21 protein-coding genes are annotated in these 20,206 nt (G+C 60.1%); 10 read left to right on the forward strand and 11 right to left on the reverse strand.

Translation table 11 applies throughout. The annotated features are described in order from the left end of the window. Positions 1-39: 39 nt before the first annotated feature. Positions 40-684 carry a hypothetical protein gene (locus tag ENGE1_RS12525; RefSeq protein ID WP_048252982.1) on the reverse strand — a complete coding sequence of 215 codons (645 nt, stop codon included), beginning with the start codon at positions 682-684 and terminating at the stop codon, positions 40-42. 391 nt (positions 685-1,075) lie between these two features. Here ENGE1_RS12525 and ENGE1_RS12530 point away from each other — a divergent pair, with 391 nt between their 5' ends. From ENGE1_RS12530 to pheP, 3 genes are all read left to right on the forward strand, one after another. Beyond that, positions 1,076-2,158, forward strand: a complete 1,083-nt coding sequence (locus ENGE1_RS12530; protein ID WP_048252983.1) for a YncE family protein — start codon at positions 1,076-1,078, stop codon at positions 2,156-2,158. 63 nt (positions 2,159-2,221) lie between these two features. Then, complete coding sequence (locus ENGE1_RS12535) at positions 2,222-4,432, forward strand: TonB-dependent receptor (RefSeq protein WP_048273012.1); 2,211 nt, start codon at positions 2,222-2,224, stop codon at positions 4,430-4,432. 106 nt (positions 4,433-4,538) lie between these two features. Continuing rightward, positions 4,539-5,930 carry a phenylalanine transporter gene (gene pheP, locus ENGE1_RS12540; RefSeq protein WP_043085387.1) on the forward strand — a complete coding sequence of 464 codons (1,392 nt, stop codon included), beginning with the start codon at positions 4,539-4,541 and terminating at the stop codon, positions 5,928-5,930. 426 nt (positions 5,931-6,356) lie between these two features. Here pheP and ENGE1_RS12545 read toward each other — a convergent pair whose 3' ends face one another. Both ENGE1_RS12545 and ENGE1_RS12550 read right to left on the reverse strand, forming a co-directional pair. Beyond that, positions 6,357-7,604, reverse strand: a complete 1,248-nt coding sequence (locus tag ENGE1_RS12545; protein WP_064360625.1) for a mechanosensitive ion channel family protein — start codon at positions 7,602-7,604, stop codon at positions 6,357-6,359. Between the two features lie 84 nt (positions 7,605-7,688). After that, complete coding sequence (locus ENGE1_RS12550; RefSeq protein ID WP_048252984.1) at positions 7,689-9,110, reverse strand: MFS transporter; 1,422 nt, start codon at positions 9,108-9,110, stop codon at positions 7,689-7,691. A 108-nt stretch (positions 9,111-9,218) separates the two neighbouring features. On the opposite strand from ENGE1_RS12550, the gene ENGE1_RS12555 reads away from it, so the two are divergent. After that, positions 9,219-10,088 (forward strand): helix-turn-helix transcriptional regulator, encoded by an 870-nt coding sequence (locus ENGE1_RS12555; protein WP_045288046.1) that lies wholly within the window; start codon positions 9,219-9,221, stop codon positions 10,086-10,088. 34 nt (positions 10,089-10,122) lie between these two features. Here the strand turns inward: ENGE1_RS12555 and nfsB are convergent, their stop codons facing one another. The 3 genes from nfsB to ENGE1_RS12570 form a co-directional block, all read right to left on the reverse strand. Further along, positions 10,123-10,776: an oxygen-insensitive NAD(P)H nitroreductase gene (gene nfsB / locus ENGE1_RS12560; RefSeq protein WP_045288044.1), complete on the reverse strand. Its 654-nt coding sequence runs from the start codon at positions 10,774-10,776 to the stop codon at positions 10,123-10,125. Positions 10,777-10,886: 110 nt separating this feature from the next. Further along, the gene (locus ENGE1_RS12565; RefSeq protein ID WP_048252985.1) at positions 10,887-11,261 is read right to left on the reverse strand and encodes an MmcQ/YjbR family DNA-binding protein; all 375 of its coding nucleotides are present in this window, start codon (positions 11,259-11,261) and stop codon (positions 10,887-10,889) included. Beyond that, positions 11,258-11,839 carry a TetR/AcrR family transcriptional regulator gene (locus tag ENGE1_RS12570; protein WP_064360626.1) on the reverse strand — a complete coding sequence of 194 codons (582 nt, stop codon included), beginning with the start codon at positions 11,837-11,839 and terminating at the stop codon, positions 11,258-11,260. Before ENGE1_RS12570 ends, ENGE1_RS12565 begins: the two co-directional genes overlap by 4 nt. A gap of 185 nt (positions 11,840-12,024) precedes the next feature. On the opposite strand from ENGE1_RS12570, the gene ENGE1_RS12575 reads away from it, so the two are divergent. After that, the gene (locus ENGE1_RS12575) at positions 12,025-13,131 is read left to right on the forward strand and encodes an MBL fold metallo-hydrolase (RefSeq protein WP_048252987.1); all 1,107 of its coding nucleotides are present in this window, start codon (positions 12,025-12,027) and stop codon (positions 13,129-13,131) included. Between the two features lie 31 nt (positions 13,132-13,162). Beyond that, positions 13,163-13,498, forward strand: a complete 336-nt coding sequence (locus ENGE1_RS12580; RefSeq protein WP_064360627.1) for a RamA family antibiotic efflux transcriptional regulator — start codon at positions 13,163-13,165, stop codon at positions 13,496-13,498. 8 nt (positions 13,499-13,506) lie between these two features. Here the strand turns inward: ENGE1_RS12580 and ENGE1_RS12585 are convergent, their stop codons facing one another. Together ENGE1_RS12585 and pdxR are read right to left on the reverse strand one after the other, a co-directional pair. Further along, the gene (locus tag ENGE1_RS12585) at positions 13,507-13,755 is read right to left on the reverse strand and encodes a DUF1158 domain-containing protein (protein WP_043085369.1); all 249 of its coding nucleotides are present in this window, start codon (positions 13,753-13,755) and stop codon (positions 13,507-13,509) included. Between the two features lie 66 nt (positions 13,756-13,821). After that, the gene (gene pdxR, locus ENGE1_RS12590; protein WP_048252988.1) at positions 13,822-15,282 is read right to left on the reverse strand and encodes a MocR-like pyridoxine biosynthesis transcription factor PdxR; all 1,461 of its coding nucleotides are present in this window, start codon (positions 15,280-15,282) and stop codon (positions 13,822-13,824) included. Between the two features lie 208 nt (positions 15,283-15,490). Here pdxR and ENGE1_RS12595 point away from each other — a divergent pair, with 208 nt between their 5' ends. From ENGE1_RS12595 to ENGE1_RS12610, 4 genes are read left to right on the forward strand one after another with little or no spacing between them, the layout of a single operon-like run. Beyond that, entirely contained in the window at positions 15,491-16,342 is an 852-nt protein-coding gene (locus ENGE1_RS12595) for a transporter substrate-binding domain-containing protein (protein ID WP_043085366.1), read from the forward strand. Between the two features lie 45 nt (positions 16,343-16,387). Continuing rightward, complete coding sequence (locus tag ENGE1_RS12600) at positions 16,388-17,035, forward strand: amino acid ABC transporter permease (protein WP_043085364.1); 648 nt, start codon at positions 16,388-16,390, stop codon at positions 17,033-17,035. Positions 17,036-17,037: 2 nt separating this feature from the next. Then, the gene (locus ENGE1_RS12605) at positions 17,038-17,703 is read left to right on the forward strand and encodes an amino acid ABC transporter permease (protein WP_043085363.1); all 666 of its coding nucleotides are present in this window, start codon (positions 17,038-17,040) and stop codon (positions 17,701-17,703) included. Further along, positions 17,696-18,457 carry an amino acid ABC transporter ATP-binding protein gene (locus ENGE1_RS12610; protein WP_043085362.1) on the forward strand — a complete coding sequence of 254 codons (762 nt, stop codon included), beginning with the start codon at positions 17,696-17,698 and terminating at the stop codon, positions 18,455-18,457. Before ENGE1_RS12605 ends, ENGE1_RS12610 begins: the two co-directional genes overlap by 8 nt. Before the next feature lie 63 nt (positions 18,458-18,520). Here the strand turns inward: ENGE1_RS12610 and ENGE1_RS12615 are convergent, their stop codons facing one another. The 3 genes from ENGE1_RS12615 to ENGE1_RS12625 all read right to left on the reverse strand — a co-directional run bounded on the left by ENGE1_RS12615 (position 18,521) and on the right by ENGE1_RS12625 (position 20,047). Next, positions 18,521-18,844: a helix-turn-helix domain-containing protein gene (locus ENGE1_RS12615; RefSeq protein ID WP_043085361.1), complete on the reverse strand. Its 324-nt coding sequence runs from the start codon at positions 18,842-18,844 to the stop codon at positions 18,521-18,523. Further along, entirely contained in the window at positions 18,828-19,187 is a 360-nt protein-coding gene (locus ENGE1_RS12620; RefSeq protein ID WP_043085360.1) for a type II toxin-antitoxin system RelE/ParE family toxin, read from the reverse strand. Before ENGE1_RS12620 ends, ENGE1_RS12615 begins: the two co-directional genes overlap by 17 nt. Before the next feature lie 95 nt (positions 19,188-19,282). Further along, positions 19,283-20,047, reverse strand: a complete 765-nt coding sequence (locus ENGE1_RS12625) for an SDR family NAD(P)-dependent oxidoreductase (protein ID WP_048252989.1) — start codon at positions 20,045-20,047, stop codon at positions 19,283-19,285. Positions 20,048-20,206: the final 159 nt, after the last annotated feature.

Here is a 20,206-nt window from a genome sequence, read left to right on the forward strand (position 1 = left end):
AATCCAAGAGGGGCAGGTTGGCCCCTCTTTTTAAATCCGTTAACTGGCTACTTGATTTCCGAACTGTTTAGCTGCACGTATGGCCATACTAAGTTCACACTTTTTAGCACCGTCCAGCATGATTTGAATCGGCGTCTTTTGTAGGCCTTCACTATTAACCTCTATCGGTGATTTCAGCACACCCAACCGCAACATTGGATGTGTATCCTCTTCGAATGCCGCCATCACGTCTTCAAAGCCGGGAATTAGCCCATTATCAGTGAACTGAAATTTTGGGAAAATAAAATCCCCGTTTTGTTTGAATGCTAAAAGCTTGTTCTTCTTAACGCGAATGTTGATCGCCTGGCGTGTGATACCAAGGATATCGACCACGTCGTTCACCTTAAGCGTACCGCCCAATTCCTGAAGCTCACGATAAAATCTTTCCAGATTTTCGCGACGACGGCGCACTTTACGCATTTCGTAGTCGTTGACGCGTGTCTTCTGCTCGAGTTGAACGGTATAGAGCAATTGCATCAGAGAACCGTCATCCAGCGTGATAGCATCCATAGCCTGATTTTTGTCTTCAAACTCAGGCATCAGGGAAATAGCGAGGTTGTTAATCCTTTTCAGAAGGTTCAACTGGTACTCATTCAGCTTAGCTGAAGTGTTGATTTCTCTTTCTGCTGTGGTGTGTTTAATCATTATGCACCTCCATTTGACGATTATAATAATTCATTTTTGAGGAATGGGCAAATAAAGGATGTTTTTTCGAACAATTTATGATCACGCAAGGCGTAACACTTTGACCTGCTCCCGGTCGATTCATACACCGTGATGGCAGCATGCATACAATTATGGATGTCCGCTCCTCGCTCAAAGCTGACGCTCAGATTTGATCTCATCCCGCCACGAAACAACCCGGCAGAGGCGAACGACTGCCTGTGGCAATGTCGCTTGCGGCATACCCGTACTGTTTCCTTCCTGGCGCTAAACGTTGCCTGGCGCTTATCCCTCAAGTGACAATCTCTCTTGAACATTAAAAGATAATGCGTATAGTTCTCGTTTTCATTTTGATCTTTGCAAGGATTGTCCAATGAAGCTGAAGCTTTCCGTTATCGCCCTGGCGCTGGCCCTCGGCGGCTGCGCCGCGCACAGCAACACCGCTCAGCAGACGGCTGCGCCCGCCGCGCAGCAGCAGACCGCGCCGGCTGCCAGTGATCTGACCCAGCGCGAGCTGGCCGATGGCCTGTATGAGATGGCCCTGAGCCCGAAAGGCGATGCGCTGTACGTTGCCAGCGCTGAAGGCTTCAGGAACGTGCAGGGTGGGGCGGTCTATAAGCTCGACCCGACGACCCTCAAAACTCTCGGCCTGACCTATACCGACCTGAAGAATTTCGGCGCCGCGCTGTCCGATGACGGCAGCACGCTGTTTGTCACCAACTCGCTTGACGGCGGCATCTCCGCGATTAACACCGCCGACGGTAAGGTGAAAAAGCGCCTGCTGTTCCCGGAGCGCAATGAGAAGGGGCTACCCTACGGCGCGCGTCAGATTCTGCTGCATAACAATACCCTGTACGTCGGCGCGGTGGCCGATCCGGCGCTGATTTGGGTGGTCGATGCCAATACCCTCAAGCTGAAGACCCGCATCAGGAATACCGGCAAGTGGATGACCGGCTTCCACTACTCAGCGTCCACCGGGCGCATCTATGTCGCCAACGGCGGCGGCGAGGTGCTGGCGATTAACCCGCGCACCAACCGCGTGGAGCACCGCTGGAAGCCGCTGGGCGACAAGCCTGCCCTACTGCTCAACATCGCTGAAGACCGCGATACCGGCCGCCTGTTCGTGACCGATAACTCGAAGGCGAAAACCACTCTGGTGCTGGATATTCACACCGGCAAGCTGATTAAGCAACTGGACATTGGCGATTCGCTGGGCGTGGTGTTCAACCCGAAACGCCGCGAAATCTACGTGTCGCAGCGCGAGTCCGGCAAGGTGCTGAGCCTCGATGCCACCTCTTACGCGGTGAAGCGGAGCTGGGATCTGAAGCCGAATCCTAACAGCCTGCTGCTCTCTGCCGACGGCCAGACGCTGTACGTGACCGTCAAGCAGGCCTTTAACAAGGACCACACCACCAAAGGTCCGGACAGCGTGGTGCGCATCGCGCTGGATAAATAATTTCACGCCGCCGTGGCCCGCCTGCGGGCCGCTTTTTTTCCACTTAGTCTCGTAAAATTTACCATGCAAAATACCTCCATGACCGCGTTTGCCTTTCGCAAAACGCTGATCGCGCTCGCCGTGGGCGCCGTGTCTTACGCCGCTTCAGCGGCAGACAGCACCGCCGCGAAGAGCAGCAATACATCGGAAGAGACTCTGGTTGTGCAGGCCACGGAAGGCAGCGATTTTAAACCCGGCGGTGACCAGCTGGTCCCCGCCTATCTCGATGGTCAGATAGCCCACGGCGGCCGCCTGGGCATGCTCGGCGAGCAGAAGGCGATGGACGTCCCGTTCAACGTTATCGGCTTTACCTCAAAGCTGATTAAGGACCAGCAGGCGAAAACCATCACCGACGTGGTCCGCAACGACGCCGCCGTGCAGCCGGTGCAGGGCTTCGGCAACTTCGGCGAGGGCTACCGTATTCGCGGCTTTAAGTTTGACGGCGATGATATGACCATGGGCGGCCTGGCGGGCGTCGTGCCGAGGCAGGTGATGGACACCCAGATGCTGGAGCGCGTGGAGGTGTTTAAAGGGGCCAACAGCCTGGTCAACGGCGCGGCCTCATCGGGCGTCGGCGGGCTGATTAATCTTGAGCCGAAGCGGGCGGAAGATACTCCGATTACCAGCGTCGGCGTGGATTACACCTCCGATTCGCAGCTGGGCGGCACCCTCGACCTCGGCCGCCGCTTCGGCGACAGCAACCAGTTCGGCGCCCGGGTCAACCTGGTGCACCGCGAAGGCGATACGGCGACCAATGACGACCGCCGCCGCACAACCCTGGCCTCGGTGGGCCTCGACTATCGCGGCGATCGCCTGCGCACCTCGCTGGACGCCGGCTATCAGAAGAAGACCTTCCACGGCGGTGAAACTGGCCTTAACACCAGCGCGGTGGACTTTGTGCCGAAGGTGCCCGACAACCGCAAGAACTACGGCCAGAAGTGGGGCTACAGCGATATCGAAAACGAGTTCGGCATGGCGAAGGCGGAGTATGATCTTACCGACAGCTGGACCACCTACGCGGCCTTCGGCGGCCAGCACGCCCACGAAACCGGCACCTACAGCACGCCGAAGCTGCTCGACCGCGCGGGCGACGCCACCGTCAGCCGGATGGACACTAACCGTATTACCGATACCTGGAGCGGCATGGGCGGCCTGCGCGGCGATTTTGACACCGGCCCGGTGAGCCATAAGGTCAACATCGGCTACTCGGCGCGGATCCAGAAGGATAAAACGGCCTGGCGGATGGCGACGGCGCTGCCGACCACCAATATCTACGACAATCACAACGTGGCCGAGCCGGATAACACCTTCTTTGGCGGCAACTATCACGACCCGTTAACCTCCGGCCGCCAGCGCATTCAGGGCTGGCTGCTCAGCGACACGCTCGGCTTCTTTGATGACCAGGTGCTGGTCACCGCCGCCGCGCGCCGCCAGAAAGTCGTGGTGCGTAACTACAGCAATGCAACGGGTGATGAAACGCTCAGTTCGCGCTTCACCGACAGCCGCTGGATGCCGACCTACGGCATCGTTTACAAGCCGTGGGAAACGCTCTCTCTGTACGCCAACCATACCGAGGCGCTGGAGCCCGGCAGCCGCGCGCCGGTAAATGACACCGTGACCAACAAAGGCGAAAGCGTCGGCATCCTGCACTCTAAGCAGAATGAAGTTGGCGCCAAGGTGGACTACGGGCGCATCGGCGGCTCGCTGGCGCTGTTCCAGATTAAAAAGCCGCTGGCTATCATCAACGATGAAGGGCGCTACGGTCTGGACGGCAAGCAGCGCCACCGCGGCGTGGAGCTGAACGTCTTCGGCGAACCGATGCTCGGCCTGCGCCTCAACGGCAGCGCGACCTGGCTTGATGCGGAGATGAATAAAACCGAAGGCGGCAAATACGATGGCAACCGCGCGGTTGGCGTCGCGCGCTTCTACATGGTGCTGGGCGCAGAGTATGACATCAAGCCGATTGAGGGGCTGACCGCCACCGCCCGCGTGAACCACACCGGTTCGCAGTATGCCGATAAGGAGAACGACAAGAAGCTCAGCGACTACACCACGCTCGATCTGGGCGTGCGCTACCGCACCCGGGTTAACGCCGATCAGAATGAGATGGTCTGGCGGCTGGGCGTCGATAATGTGACGAACAAGAAGTACTGGTCCGGCGCGAATGACACCTCCGAGTACCTTTACATGGGCGCGCCGCGCACGGTAAAAGTCTCTATGAGTTACGATTTCTGATAGCGCCCAGCGCATTCCGGCGCATCGGCGCCGGGATGCCGCTTGCGGCAGGCCGCCTGAAGTGTTAAAAGGTGCCCCTTCTGTAAAAATGCAACAGGGGAACGACGTGAAAAACGCGTCATCTGCATCCAAAGAGCAACTTCAGGATGCCGCGCCGGAGAATCAGCCGACGCTCACACGCGGCCTGCACAACCGCCATATCCAGCTTATTGCCCTCGGCGGCGCCATCGGTACCGGCCTGTTTCTCGGCATCGGTCCGGCGATTCAGATTGCCGGTCCCGCCGTTATTCTGGGCTACGCCATTGCCGGGATTATCGCTTTTCTGATTATGCGCCAGCTCGGCGAGATGGTCGTCGAAGAGCCGGTTTCCGGCTCCTTTGCCCACTTCGCGTACAAATACTGGGGCCCGTTCGCCGGTTTTCTTTCCGGCTGGAATTACTGGGTGATGTTTGTACTGGTGGGCATGGCGGAGCTGACCGCCGCCGGGATCTACATGCAGTACTGGCTGCCTGACGTTCCCACCTGGATCTGGGCCGCTGCCTTCTTCGTCATCATTAACGCCGTGAACCTGGTCAACGTGCGCCTGTACGGCGAAACCGAGTTCTGGTTTGCGCTGATCAAGGTGCTGGCGATTGTCGGCATGATAGCTTTCGGCCTGTGGATGCTGTTCAGCGGCCACGGCGGTAAGAATGTCGGCTTCGATAATCTGTGGAAGCACGGCGGCTTCCTGGCGACCGGCTGGCAGGGGCTCATCCTGTCGCTGGCGGTGATCATGTTCTCTTTCGGCGGCCTTGAGCTGGTGGGGATCACGGCCGCAGAGGCGCGGGAACCGGAGAAATCGATTCCAAAAGCGGTCAATCAGGTGGTGTACCGCATCCTGCTGTTCTATATCGGTTCGCTGACGGTGCTGCTGTCGCTCTATCCGTGGATCCATATCAAGCCCGACAGCAGCCCGTTTGTGATGATTTTTCACAACCTCGACAGCGGCATCGTCGCTTCGGCGCTGAACTTCGTCATTCTGGTGGCCTCCCTGTCGGTGTATAACAGCGGCGTCTACTCCAACAGCCGGATGCTGTTTGGCCTGTCGATTCAGGGCAACGCGCCGAAGTTCCTCACCCGCATCAGCCGCCGCGGCGTGCCGGTCAACTCGCTGCTGCTCTCCGGGGCGATCACCTCCCTGGTGGTGGTAATTAATTACGTTCTGCCGCACGACGCCCTCGGCCTGCTGATGGCGCTGGTGGTGGCGACGCTGCTGCTTAACTGGGTAATGATCTGCCTGGCGCACCTCAAGTTCCGCGCCGCCCAGCGCCGCAAGGGCAGGGAGCCTAAGTTCCGCGCGCTGTTCTCCCCGGCGAGCAACTACCTGTGCATCGCTTTCATGCTGATGATCTTCATCCTGATGCTCACCATCGACGGTATGCGCACCTCGGCCATTCTGCTGCCGGTGTGGGTGCTGGTGCTGTTTGCGGCGTTTAAGACGCTGAGGGCCGCTAAGTAATCTATTCGCCCGCCTTTGCATTCGTGTAGCCAAACAGACGACGAAATGCATTGCGTGGGCGAGGTTATTTATTTAATTTCGCTGAATTGGGAATTAAGGACGTATGCCGGAAAATCATCTTTGAAATGAGTTCATGGCCAGGCCAGGGAGGCGCTGATGGGATTCACGGTAGATACAGCTGCACTTTTGGTTACGGTCGATCGCGCGCATAATCATTTTTGTATCCAGAGCTGGTATGAGCGGCCCTGCTCTGTAAATTATCGAACGCCGTCCGCGCTGCGCGCGTGTAGCCAGTCCGTAAGGGACAGAATTCACATCCTGGGAAGCGGACAGGACAACGGCACGTTGTAAAGTGTAGCGAAGATAACAACAGAAAAGGCACCGTTAACGGTGCCTTTTCTTCTTCTCCATTCTGCGCGCGTTAATCTACTGCTGCCTGAACGCCCCTTCCAGCGCGCGAATATCGTTCCCGGTCGGCGTCTGGTGAATGCGCAGGCCAAACTCCTCCACCACCGCGAAGATATGGTCGAAGATATCCGCCTGAATCGCCTCATACTCCAGCCACGCGACGGTATTGGTAAAGCAGTAGATCTCAATCGGCAGGCCGTTAGTGTCCGGCGCCAGCTGGCGCACCATCAGCGTCATATCCTTGCGGATGCGCGAATGGTTGATCAGATACTCGTTGAGATAGGCGCGGAAGGTGCCGATGTTGGTCATCTTCCGGCTGTTGAGCACCGAGTCGCCGCTGCTGTGCTCCTCGTTCCACTTGCTGATCTCCTCGCTGCGGCTCTCCAGATAGGGCTTAAGCAGCTTCGCCTGAATCAGCCGCTGCTGCTCCTCTTCGCCGAGGAAGTGGATGCTGGTGGTATCAATGCTGATGCTGCGCTTGATGCGCCGTCCGCCGGAGGCGGACATGCCGCTCCAGTTTTTGAACGAATCGGAGACCAGCGACCAGGTCGGGATGGTGGTAATGGTGTTATCCCAGTTCTGCACCTTCACGGTGGTCAGGCCGATATCGGTGACCGCGCCGTCGGCGCCGTATTTCGGCATCTCCAGCCAGTCGCCGAGGCGCAGCATATCGTTTGCCGACAGCTGAATGCCCGCCACCAGGCCGAGGATCGGATCCTTAAACACCAGCATCAGGACCGCGGCCATCGCGCCGAGGCCGCTTATCAGAATGGCCGGCGACTGGCCCATCAGCAGCGAGATAATCAGGATCCCGACCAGGATAGCGCCGATAAGCTTGATGCCCTGGAAAATGCCCTTCAGCGGCAGGTGCGCCGCCATCGGGAAGCGGCGGGAAAGGTTGAGGATCACGTCCAGCAGCGAAAAGAACGACAGCAGGGCGTAGAGCATCACCCACAGCTGGGCGCAGGTGATAAGAATAGTGGCCGGCTCGCTGCCCTTTTGCAGCCACAGCTCGGCCTGGATCTGCACCACGATACCCTGCAGCGTCAGGGCCAGGCGGTGAAACAGCTTGTTCTGGGTGATTATCTGCAGCCAGAGGTGGCTGCTGGCCGTCGCCCGTTTTTCAAAGCCGCGCAGCACTACCTTGTGCAGGATGATGTGCAGCACGACGGCGGTGAGCACAATAATACCAAACCGGATAAACAGCGACGTGGTGTGGTTGATATCAATGCCCAGGTCCTGAATTTTTAACAATAACTCCTGCATAATTTCTCCTTTTAATGGCAAAGAGTATGATGACGGCTGCGGCAATAAGATGCAAATTTCAGGCTATCTGGCAGCAAAAATCGCTCATTTGCAGGGAATTATTTGTTCGGCGCTGAGGTGGCGCCGATAGCCGACGGCCGCTGCCGCCAGCAGCAGCATCATGGCAATTTCCAGCACCAAAAAGCCGGTGATGGCGAAGATATCGCCGCCGGTGCCCGCCAGCGCCAGATACAGGCTGCCCAGCAGCGCCGGACCCAGCCCCAGAGTTGACTGCTGCAGCGTGCTCAGGATGGCGCTGCCCGCCCCGGCGTCGCTGGCCGCAATGTCGCGCATGCCGATGCGGTAGAAGCTATTGACAATCAGCGCCTGACCGTAGCCTATCAGCGCGGTGGCGGGCGACAGCACCAGCGCATCGGCGCGTTTTCCCGCCCACCAGAAGGTGACGGCCAGCAGCGCCAGGCCGCTTATCTGCACTGCCAGACCGCCAAGCAGGATCCGGCCGGTACTGTAACGGGCAATCAATCCCCTAGCGTTCAGCGCCGAGATAAAATAGGCCACCCCGAGGGCGACAAAGCTGTTGCCGGACTGCATCGCGGTCATTCCCAGCCCCGCCTGCAGGGTCAGCGCCATGCAGAACATAAATCCCGACCAGGCGCTGAAAAAGAGCAGGGCGATGACAATGCCAAAGCGGATGCTGGGAAGCCTCAGCAGACGCGGGGGCAGCAGCGCCGGGCTCGCGCGTCGCTCTTGTTCCCGCGCGCTGCGCCACATCAGCCAGATAAGCGGCAGCGTTGCCGTCAGCATCAGCTTCAGCGCCGGCGGCCAGTGCAGATCGTGACCCAGCGCCAGCGGAAACAGCAGGCAGCAGAGCAGCAGGGCAAGCAGCAGCGTGCCGCGCCAGTCGATGCCTGCGCGCGCCTCGCTGCGGGTTTCGGGAATAAAGCGCGGGCTGAGGGCCAGCACCAGCAGGCAGATGGGCACATTAATAAAGAAGGCGTTGCGCCAGCCCAGCCCCGCGATATCGGCAGAGACCAGCCAGCCGCCGCCGACCTGGCCGACGATAAACGCGATGCCGCCGATGCCGCCATACAGACTAATTGCCCGCGCGTGGGCGGGGCCCCTGAGCGTGACGTGCAGCGTGGCGAGGATCTGCGGGACGATCAGCGCCGCGCCGATGCCCTGCAGCGTGCGGGCGGCCAGCAGAAATGCGACGCTGTTGGCTAAGCCGCACAGCAGCGACGCCGCGCCGAACAGCGCCACGCCCGCCGTAAACAGCCGACGGCGGCCAAAATTATCCCCGAGCCTGCTGGCCATCGCCAGGCAGGTGGCGAAGGCAACGCCGTACAGGGCGACAATCAGCGCCAGCTGGGTCGGGCCGGTGCGCAGGGAGTGGGTAATCGAATCCAGCGCCACGTTGGTAATCGAGGTGTCGATAAGCGGCAGCATCTGCCCGGTCAGCAGCAGTAGCAGGGCCGGGCGATAATTTGAAACAGCAGGCGAATTCATGGTCTTCTCCATTGCGTCTTTCGGTAACTCGACGTAGCATCGCCCAATGCACAAACGGGTACCAGTTCCTGCTTATACTGGTACTGACGCTACCCTGCTGGAGGTTATATGCTACCGACCGCTGCCGCCGATTTGCCCCTCAACCACCACGATGAGCGCCGCAGGCAGCTTGCGGCCTTTTTGCGGGCGAGGCGTGAAAGTCTCGATCCCCAGCGCCTGGGGTTACCGCGCACGGGGAGACGGCGCACGCCGGGGCTGCGCAGGGAAGAAGTCGCGATGCTCGCCGACGTAGGCGTGACCTGGTACACCTGGCTTGAGCAGGGCAGGGACGTTAATCCTTCGCCGACGGTGCTGGAAGCGGTAGCGGGCGCTCTGCAGTGCTCGCCGCTGGAGACCCGCCACCTGTTCGTGCTCGCCGGGCTGACGCCGCCGGAATCTCCGCTACAGGCGCAGTGTGAAGGGATCGGCGAGGGCACCCGGCGGATGCTCGACAGCCTGATGCCGCAGCCCGCCAGCATTCAGAAAGCGAATTTCGATATCGTGGCGTGGAACGACAGCTTCTGCCGGCTGATGGGGCTCGATTTTGCCGCGATCCCCGAGGCGGATCGCAACTGTATCTACCTCTATCTCACCAATGAAACCTGGCGCGGGCGCATTGCGAATCCCGACGTACTGCCGACCTTTGTCTCCTACTTCCGCGCGGCGATGGCCGAGCACCGCGGCGAGCGCGCCTGGGAAGAGAAGCTGGCGCGCTTTTTTGCCGCGTCGCAGGAGTTTGAGGCGCTCTGGCGCCAGCGCTATGAAGTCAGGGGCGTTGAAAACCAGCTAAAAACCTTCACCCACCCGGCTCTGGGGCGCTTTCAGCTGCAGCAGATGTACTGGTATTCGGCGCCGCGCAACGGCTCCCGGCTGCTGGTCTATCTGCCGGTGGATGAAGAAGGAGAGCGGGCGCTGGCGTGGCTGGACGGGCAGAAGTAAGCGGGCCCGGCAGCGGCTGCCGGGCCCGGAAACATTATACTTCCGTCAGGGTGACGGAGAGCGGCAGGCGCGATTTAGGCAGCGCCGCGTTGAAGTCTTCCGCGCTGTGGTGGCCAACCGGCACAATCACCACGCTGGTATAGCCCTTCTCTTTCAGGCCGAACTCCGCGTCCAGCGCAGCGGCATCAAAGCCCTCGATCGGTACCGCATCAAGGCCCATTGCGGCCACGCCGAGCAGGAAGTTGCCGACGTTGAGGTAGACCTGCTTCTGCATCCAGTGGCCGTCGTCTTTCAGCTCCTTGCGGTGAATGTCGGCGAAAAAGACGCGGCCCTTGTTATTGGCCGCCTTGGCTTCCGGCGTCGCAAAGCGGCCGTCGGCGTCTTCCTGATCGACCACTTTCTGCAGCCACGCGTCGTCCATTGCCGTTTTCGCACAGAACACGACGACGTGAGAGGCATCGAGGATTTTGCGATCGTTGAAGGCAAAGTTTGCCTGGGTTGATTTCGCCACGCGCGCCTTGCCCGCGTCGGTGCTGGCAACGATAAAGTGCCACGGCTGCGAGTTGGTGCTCGACGGGCTGTACTGCAGCAGCGTTTTCAGGTTTTCCGCCTGTTCAGCGGTCAGCTTCTTACCGGCATCGAAGGCTTTGGTTGAGTAACGTTTTTTAGCAACAGAGATGATATCCACAATAACTCCTCAATAGATACAGCGCGTTGCGGCGCATTCAGTGAAAATCAGAGTACAGGGAGAGAGGGAAAGGGGTAAAGGGTAAAATGCGTTAACCGCACGTGTTGGCCTTATCCGTGCGGCGGGCGAAGGCGCTGGCGTACGCGCGCGGGCAGCGTATCAATCACCCGCTGCCGGGAGTCGTCGATAAGCGTCTTTAGCAGCTCTGAGGTGATGTTCTCACCGCCGTAAACGCTTATCCAGTGTTTTTTGTTCATATGGTAGCCGGGCCGGATGCCGTCATAGATAGCCTGATGCAGCAGCGCCATCTCCGGCGCGGCCTTGAGGTTAATCAGCGGTCGGCCTTGAATAACGGCGGCGAGCATAAACATTTTTCCGCCGACCTTAAAGACGTCGTACTCCGGTCCGAACGGCCAGCACGGCTCGGTGAAAGGCAGCGTCAGCGCATACTCACGCGCGAAGCGCACCACCTCATCGCCGTTCACTGCGGGCTCTCTTCCGCCAGCGCCAGCCACATCGCCTCGAAGCCGAGGGCGGTCAGAGCCCCGGCGCGCGCAGGATCGCGGCTGGCAAATTCGATGGTGGTTTCGGCCAGCGACAGAAACAGCGCATCGCCAAAGGGGAGATATTCGTCGCTCATAAAGACCTTACGTACCGAGCGCTGGCACAGCTTATGCACTTCGGGGAACATTTCATTGACCTGCTGACGGGTCCCGGCGGTGATTTTTTCGCTGACCGCCATGCGGCGCAGCGCCCGGTGGCCGTAGGTGTTGCCGATCCCCCAGCCGATATAGCTGTTCCAGATATCGCGGGTTTGCTCTTTCGGCGTTTTGCCCGGCGCAATGCCGGCCAGCATTGTCTCGCACAGCGCGCTTTTGAGGTACAGGTAGGTGGCGTTGAGCAGATCGTCTTTGGTGGCGAAATAGCGAAACAGCGTGCCCTCGGCGACGCCGGCACTGCGGGCGATCGTGGCCGTTGAGGCCGCAATGCCCTGCTGGGCAAAAGCCACCGTTGCGGCCTCAAGCCGCGCCTGTTTCTTATCTTCACTCCTGGGACGAGCCACGGCATTTTTCTCCTGATTTTAGAAAAGCGGCGATTGAAACACGCCCCGGGTGCGACTTCAATGGCAATGTCAAAAAATGAAAATCGTCTTGACGGTTTTCAGCTCTCCCCTATAATGAGTGCCTACTCACTCATAATCAAGTCTTCCCCTTACTCCGGATTCAGAAGCCTGGGGTAGGTCACATAATGAAGCGTTTCTCAATCAGCGTGGTCGTCGTTATGTTAATTGCCAGTGCAGGAAGTTTTCCCTTCGTATTGAATGCCGGTTTTGGCCAGGCGCCCAGCGGCGACGGTCTGGATGCCGTTCAGCGTTCACCGAACTACCGCGACGGGGAATTTCGCAACGCTGTCCCGGCGCCGGTGCGCGTCGGCCAGCCGCAGCGCAGCAAACTGGCCGCGCTGTGGAGCTTTGTGACCGAGAAGCGCGACTACGCCTGGCCCGACGCGCCGCTGCCGGTAATACCCACCGATCTGGCCACGCTGCCGCTGGCGCAGGACACCATCGTCTGGCTCGGGCACTCCTCATGGTATTTGCAGCTCGCCGGCAAGCGCATTCTGATTGACCCGGTGTTCAGCAGCTATGCGTCGCCGTTCTCCTTTATTAATAAAGCGTTTCCCGGCGACTACCCGTGGCGGGCGGACGACATGCCGCCGATAGATCTACTGATTATCTCCCACGACCACTATGACCATCTCGATTACGCCACCATCAAAGGGCTGCTGCCGAAGGTGCGCAGGGTGGTGACGCCGCTCGGCGTCGGGTCGCACCTGCGCTACTGGGGAATGCGCGGCGACATTATTACCGAGGCGGACTGGCAGCAGCAGGTGAAGATTGACGACACCTTAACGGTGCACGTCCTGCCCGCGCAGCACTTTTCCGGCCGCAGCCTGAAGCGTAACCAGACCCTGTGGGCCAGCTTTATGCTGGTGACGCCGACGCAGAAAATTTACTACAGCGGCGACAGCGGCTACGGCCCGCACTTCAGGGCCATCGGCGAACAGTTTGGCGCCGTCGATATTGCCATTATGGAAAACGGCCAGTACGACCCGGACTGGCATCACGTCCACATGATGCCGGATGAAACCGCCCGGGCGGCGGCGGATGTTAACGCCGCAGCGGTGCTGCCGGGGCACTCCGGGCGCTTTGTGCTGGCGCGCCACCGCTGGAACGACCCCTACCAGCAGCTAACCCTGGCCAGCGCAGATAAAGACTATCGCCTGCTGACGCCGGTTCAGGGCGAGCCGGTGAGCGTGGCGGATAAAGACCAACAATTTCGCGTCTGGTGGGAGTAACGCCCTAAGCGATAACAGAAGGAGAGGAGCAATGACGATTTCCGCTCAGGTTATAGAGACCATCGTCGAGTGGATTGACGACAATCTGCACCGGCCCCTGCGCATCGACGATATCGCCCGCCACGCGGGCTATTCAAAGTGGCACCTGCAGCGCCTGTTTTTACAGTACAAGGGCGAGAGCCTCGGCCGCTACATCCGCACCCGCAAACTGTACCTGGCGGCGCGGGATCTGCGCGACACTGATGAAAGGGTCTACGATATCAGCCTCAAGTACGGCTTTGATTCCCAGCAGACCTTTACCTGCGTTTTTACCCGCGCCTTTAAGCAGCCGCCGGGCGCCTGGCGTAAAGAGCATCAGGCGCACTGAGGCCGGACTCAGCGTCCCGGTGCCAGCCAGCGGCGCCAGACGAAGCGCAGCACGAAGAACTCCACCGCGCCGAGCAACAGAAACCAGAGGCAGAACAGCAGGGTGTAGAGCTGGTTAAGATCCATCAGATGAAAGAATCCCATTAACTTCTGCGCCAGGGTGACCCCCAGCAGCGGGGCGGGCAGCAGCAGGCAGGAGAGAAACGCCATCAGCAGGATGCCGCCGGCGGTGGTCAGGGATTCAAGAGGGTGCTTCATCGTCAGGTTAACCGTCAGTTAAAAAAGTATTGTCCGGGAAATCCCTCCCGGACGCAATCTTCCCCCTCAGATGCGCGCCAGCTGGTCCTGCAGTATCGCCACGCCCGGCGCAATGGCCTCCGGGTCGATGGCGTGGAAGCCCATGCGAAAGTAGTTTTCCGGCGGGGCGTCGTCGAGAAAATGGCGCGCGCCGGGCTCGATCAGCACCCCCGCGTGGGCGGCGCGCCAGGTGAGCTGCTGGGTGTTCACCCCGGAAGGCGTGCGCAGCCAGAAGGCGTTGGCGTGTTCGCTGCCGGGCAGCGGGCGGCACTCCGGCAGCAGCTGCTTCAGCGCGGCGTCAAGCCGGTCCCAGCGGCGCGCCGAGTCGTCGCGGTAGCGGCGCAGGTGGGTGTCGTAGTGGCCCTGGGCGAGAAAGTGCGCCATCTGGTGCTGAATGTTGGTAGGCGGATGGCGATAGGTCAGCCGCCGCAGGGCGCGGGCCTCGTCGATAAGCTCCGGGTCGGCCACCATAAACCCCAGCCGCAGGCCGGGAGAGAGCGCCTTTGACAGGCTGCTGACGTAGATAACCCGCCCCTGCGCGTCGCCGGCCTTGAGCGCCGGCTGCGGGTTGCGGGTGAAGTTGCTCTCGGAATCGTAATCGTCCTCAATAATCACCGCATCGCTCGCCGCCGCGTGCGCCAGCAGCTGGCTGCGCCGGGCGTTGCTCATGGCGACGCCGGTAGGTACCTGGTGCCCGGGCGTAACGTAGTAGTAGTCGCAGCGCGCCTCGCCGAGGCGCAGCCCCTCGCTATCGACCTCGTGGGGCACGATATCGCAGCCGCTGAGCTGGAAGGTATTGATCGCCTCGCGAAAACCGGGATTCTCCACGCCCATTCGGGTGCCGCGGGCCAGCAGCAGGCGGGTCAGCAGATAGAGGGCGTTCTGCGACCCGAGGGTTATCAGGATCTCATCGGCGCAGGCGGCAATGCCGCGCCGGGGCAGGATGCGGGTGCGGATCTGCTCAATCAGCATCGGCACGTCTTTGTCGATATGGTCAACGACCCAGTCCGGCTCGCGGCCGCCGCCGTGCAGCCAGCTCGCCGCCGCCCGCCAGCTGGCGAGAGGAAACTGGCGGGTGTCCGGCTGGCCGTAGATAAAGGGATAGCGGTAGTGCATCCAGCCCGCCGGCTTGAGGATCGACTCCTGCTGGCTGGGGGTAATTTTCAGCCGGCTGCACCAGCGCGGTGCATGCGCCTCGTCGGCGGGAGCGCGTTCCGGCATATTCGCCACCGCCTGCTGGTACTCCGGGTGCAGGTAGTAGCCGCTGCGCGGGCGGCTTATCAGGTAGCCTTCGTTGACCAGGCTCTCGAACACCAGCGCGGTGGTATTGCGCGACACGTTAAGCTGGGCCGCCAGCTGGCGGCAGGAGGGCAGCGGCGTCCGGGCATCAAAGAGACCGCTGAGAATGGCGCTGACCAGCGTCTCGCGCACCTGTTCCTGCAGGCCGCGCTGGCGGTCAAAGTCGACGTGCAGCAGATGTTTAATCATCACTCTTCTCCCGGTGTTGTTCCCCCGGAGATCTCAGCAAGTTCTGTACCACTCTGACACCGGCTGACACATCCTTGCGCGGCAACTGTCTCTGTTCATAAATCGAAAAGCTTCCCTACAGTAAAAACGCGGTCCCTTAGCGCCCGGCGAAAGTCGCCCTCGGCACTCTTTTTGCTTAACCACATTGCGATCTACTCAGGGGTGAACAATGAAAAAATCCACTGGTTCTTTTTGTCTCGCCGCCGTTATTGCCCTGGCCTTTAGCTGGCAAGCGGTCGCTGCGGATCTGCCGGCCGTTGAGAAGGCGGGCACCCTCAAGGTCGCGACCGAAGATGACTACGCGCCCTTTAACTTCATGAATAACGGCCAGGCCGACGGCTTCAATAAGGACATGCTGGAGGAGCTGCGCAAGTACGCCAAATTCCACGTTGAGCAGAGCATCCTGCCGTGGACCGGCCTGCTGGCGGCGGTCTCCACCGGCCAGTACGACATGGCCCTGACCGGGGCGGTGGTCACCGATGAGCGCCTGAATGTCTTCAACTTTACCCCGCCGTGGGCCTCGGCCCAGCACTACTTTGTCAAGCGCGCGGGGGATAACTCCCTCAATACCATCGCCGATCTGAGCGGCAAAAAAGTCGGCGTGCAGGCGGGCAGCGCCCTGCTGGCAAGGCTGCCGGAACTGAAGGCGATGCTGGAGAAAACCGGCGGCAAGCTGGGGCCGGTGGTGGAGTATCAGTCCTACCCGGAAGCCTATGCCGATCTGGCGAACAAGCGCCTCGACTACGTGATTAACGTCGTGATTTCGGTCAACGATCTGGTGAAGCAGCGCCCGAAGGTCTTTGCTAAAGGCCTGCCGGTTTCCGGGCCGGGCTATATGGGCTGGCCGATACCGAAAAGCTCGCCGCAGCTGCTGGAGTATATGACCAAATTTATGAACCACATGCGGGAAACCGGCAAGCTCAAGGCGCTGCAGATGAAGTGGTTCGGCGAAACTTACGATGACCTGCCCACTGAACCCATCACCAGCGCCGCGCAGTTTCACAAGCTGACCGGGATGTAATCTGCGGCGGCGGAAGACCGCCGCCCGTGAACGTGAGGGGAACGCATGGATCTTATTGCCTGGCAGTTACTGATTGAGGGGGCCTGGACGACGCTGTGGATCTCGGCCATCGCCATCGCCTTCGGCGTGGTGATTGGACTGCTGATCGCCCTGGTGCGGATGCTGAAGATCCCGGTTATCGATCAGATCCTGGTGGTCTATATCAGCCTCGCCCGCGCCACGCCGCTGGTGACGCTGGTGCTGTTTCTGTTTCTCTCGCTGCCGACGATGGGCATTAATCTTGATAAAACCGCCGCCGCCATCGCGGCGCTGACGCTCAACACCTCGGCGTTTAACGCCGAGATCTGGCGCAACGCCTTTCGCAACTTTCCGAAAGGACAGCGCGAGGCGGCGGTATCGGTCGGCATGGGGCGCTGGGCGTGGTTCCGCTACATTATGCTGCCGCAGATGTGGATAGAGAGCCTGCCGGCGCTGGTCAACGAGATGTCGTTTCTGATCAAGGGCAGCCCGGCGATCGCGGTGATCGGCGTGGTCGATCTTACCCGCGTCACCAACCGCATCTCTTCCGTCACCTACGAGCCGCTGTCGCCTATTCTCGCGGCGGGTCTGCTGTACGTGATCATCGTCGGCCTGCTGCTCAAGCTGCAGGGGCTGGCGGAACGCAAAGCCAAGCGCCTGATGCGCCAGGAGTAGCAATGAATCAATGGTCTGTTATCTGGTCCGCGCGCCAGAGCTTTATCGACGGCCTGCTGGTCACCCTGGAGCTGTTTATCATCGCGGCGGTTGCGGGCCTGCTGCTCGGGCTGCTGCTGAGCTACGTCACCGAGCATCAGCAGCGGCTGGTCAACCGGCTGATTACCGGCTTCGTCAACCTGATGCGGGCGATCCCGTTTCTGATCCTCGCCTATCTGCTCTATTACGGTCTGCCGGAGCTTGGCATCAGCATGGAGGCGTGGAGCGCCGGGCTGCTGGCGCTGATTATCTATCACGGCGCCTACTTCTTTGAGATCCTGCGCAGCCAGCGGCGGCTGCTGGCGGGCGGCTATATCGAGGCGGCTACTGCCCAGGGTTTCTCGCGCTACCGCACCTGGCGGCACATTATCGCGCCGAATATTCTCTCCTCGGCGCTGCCGCTGCTCGGCAACCAGCTGATTATCTGCCTGAAGGATACCGCCTTCCTCAGCATTATCACCGTGCAGGAGATCACCGCCGCCGCCAACGGCGTGCAGGCGACCTACTTTATTCCCTTTAATGCCTTCATCGTGGCGATCGCGCTCTACTGGGGGATCAGCATTCTGCTGGAGCTGCTGATAAAGCGCCTCGGCAACTACGGAAAACGAAGAGGAGTCAGCCATGTCTGATAACGCGGCGGTAAGCGTCAAAAACGTCTCCAAGCAGTTTGATAACGTCGAGGTCCTGCGGGATATCAACCTGACGGTGGCGAAGGGCTCGGTGGTGAGCATCCTCGGCTCCTCGGGCTCGGGGAAATCGACGCTGCTGCGCTGCATGAACTGGCTGGAGCAGCCGGATCGCGGCGAGATCCGCATCGGCGGCGAGCGCATCGGCGTGGACGATGCCTCGGGCCGGGCGATGTCCCACGGCCAGCTGGCGAAAGTCCGCGCCCGGGTGGGGATGGTGTTTCAGAGCTTCAACCTCTGGCCGCACCTCAGCGTGCTGCACAACGTCAGCGAGGCGCTGGTGCGGGTGAAGGGGATGAAGCGCGAGGCGGCTAACGGCATTGCCCTCCAGCAGCTCACTAAGGTCGGGATGGCGCATAAGGCCGACGCCTGGCCGGTGACGCTCTCCGGCGGGCAGAAGCAGCGGGTGGCTATCGCCCGCTCGCTGGCGATGTCGCCGGAGGTGATGCTGTTCGACGAGCCCACCTCGGCGCTCGACCCGGAGCTGGTAAACGAGGTACTGGGGGTGATGAAGGCGCTGGCCGCCGAGGGCTACACCATGGTGGTGGTCACCCACGAAATGGCCTTCGCCCGCCAGGTCTCTGACGAAGTGGTGTTTCTGGAAAAAGGGCTGCTGATTGAGAAAGCGCCGCCGGAGAAGTTTTTTACCGCGCCGGACTCGGAGCGGGTGAGGCAGTTTTTGCAGAGCCGGGGGTAGGGATAAAAAAAGACGCATTATTGACAGACACCTCAATCGAGGTGTCTGAAGCGATTTAGTTAATCAAACTAATACCTTTAAACCATGCTTCTGAACCACGGTGAGCAGTTTCAGCGATAGCCCGCTGGGGCGTTTTACGCCGCTTTCCCATTTTTGCACCGTTGAAACGCTGGTATTCAGATAGCGTGCGAAAACCGGCTGACTGACGTTCAGCTTCTCACGCAGCGCTTTTATTTCAACAGGCTGAAGATCGTCCACACTACTGAGGCACGCCTCATCGAAATTGCGCATTGTTTCCTGCGGGATAGCGTCGACGCTCAATAAGCCAGCGGCTGCGCTATGGATAGCCTCAAAGGCTGGGCTCTTAAATTTACTTTTTGCAGTCATGGCAAATCTCCACCAGTTCTTTACTCTCGATGAGTGCCATAATCTTTTCATCGACAAGTACAGCATAGTGCTTTGCTAATTCGCGAAATCCGGCCAGTTCGCGGTTATTGATATTTACCATATCCTGTTTGGCATACAGGAACGTGTAAAACCAATGCTGTCCCCCTTTCGCCAGGATGATGGCGCGATCGCGATTCTGGTTCAGCCGCTTTTTATAAACGCCTCCGCCGAGATCGTCTGCTTTCCCTTGCATGACCGCCTCAACAGCCTGGCATAACTCGCTATCTTTGATGGCGTGAGATTTGGCCGCCTTACTGAACCATTTGGTTTTGAATACGCGCATGAGGTCAACATCCTGTTATCCTGAGTATAGCACCAGGTGCTATACTGCGCTTTTTTCTGGCACAATGAAAGCGCTCGACGTTTAATCTATAGCCATCAATCCCTGTCAATCGCAAACGGCTGCCACGCCTGGCGCACCGGCATCACCTCGACGCGGTTGATGTTCATATGGTCCGGCAGTTCCGCGATGTAAAGCATCTGTCCGGCGATATCTGCGGCGCTGAGCGGCGTGGTGCCGCGATAGAGCGTATCCGACGCGGCCTGGTCGCCTTTGGTGCGTACAAGGGTAAACTCGGTTTCGGCTATTCCCGGCGCCAGATCGGTGACCCGCACGCCGGTGCCGAGCAGATCGCAGCGCAGGTTGTAGCTGAACTGCTTGACGAACGCCTTGCTGGCGCCGTAGACGTGGCTGCCGGGATAGGGCCACTGCCCGGCAATCGATCCGACGTTAATGATGCTCGCCCCGGCGCCGTGCTTAATCAGCGTCGGCAGCAGGGCGTGGGTGACGTTCACCAGCCCGGTGACGTTGGTGTCGATCATGGTGTGCCAGTCGGCAAGCTCCACCTTCTGCGCCGGCTGCGGCGCCAGCGCCAGCCCGGCGTTATTGATCAGCGCCCGCACGTCGCTGAAGGCTGCGGGCAGGGCGGCTACCGCCGCCTGCACCGCACCGGCGTCGCGGACGTCCAGTTCGATGATGTGCACCGGCACGCTGGCAGCCAGCGTCTCCTGCAGGGCCTCAAGCCTCTCCAGGCGGCGGCCGCTCAGCACTACTCCCCAGCCCGCGTCGGCAAACGCCCGCGCCGCCGCCGCGCCAAATCCCGATGTTGCTCCGGTAATAAACACCACTTTACTGACTGTCATAATGCGCTCCCGCTCTCTGATGTCCCTCCACTATAAAAATCCCGCCGGGCTGACTACAGTGACAGTCAGGAAGCGCCGCTGTGACACGGTGTCACGACCGCGGCCGCCGTCTGGCTCTAACGCCGCGCCGCCGCTGCCATCAATGATGAAGCGACTAAC

It is taken from the genome of Pluralibacter gergoviae ATCC 33028 = NBRC 105706 (genome assembly GCF_001598855.1).
GTDB classification, from domain to species: Bacteria; Pseudomonadota; Gammaproteobacteria; order Enterobacterales; family Enterobacteriaceae; genus Pluralibacter; species Pluralibacter gergoviae.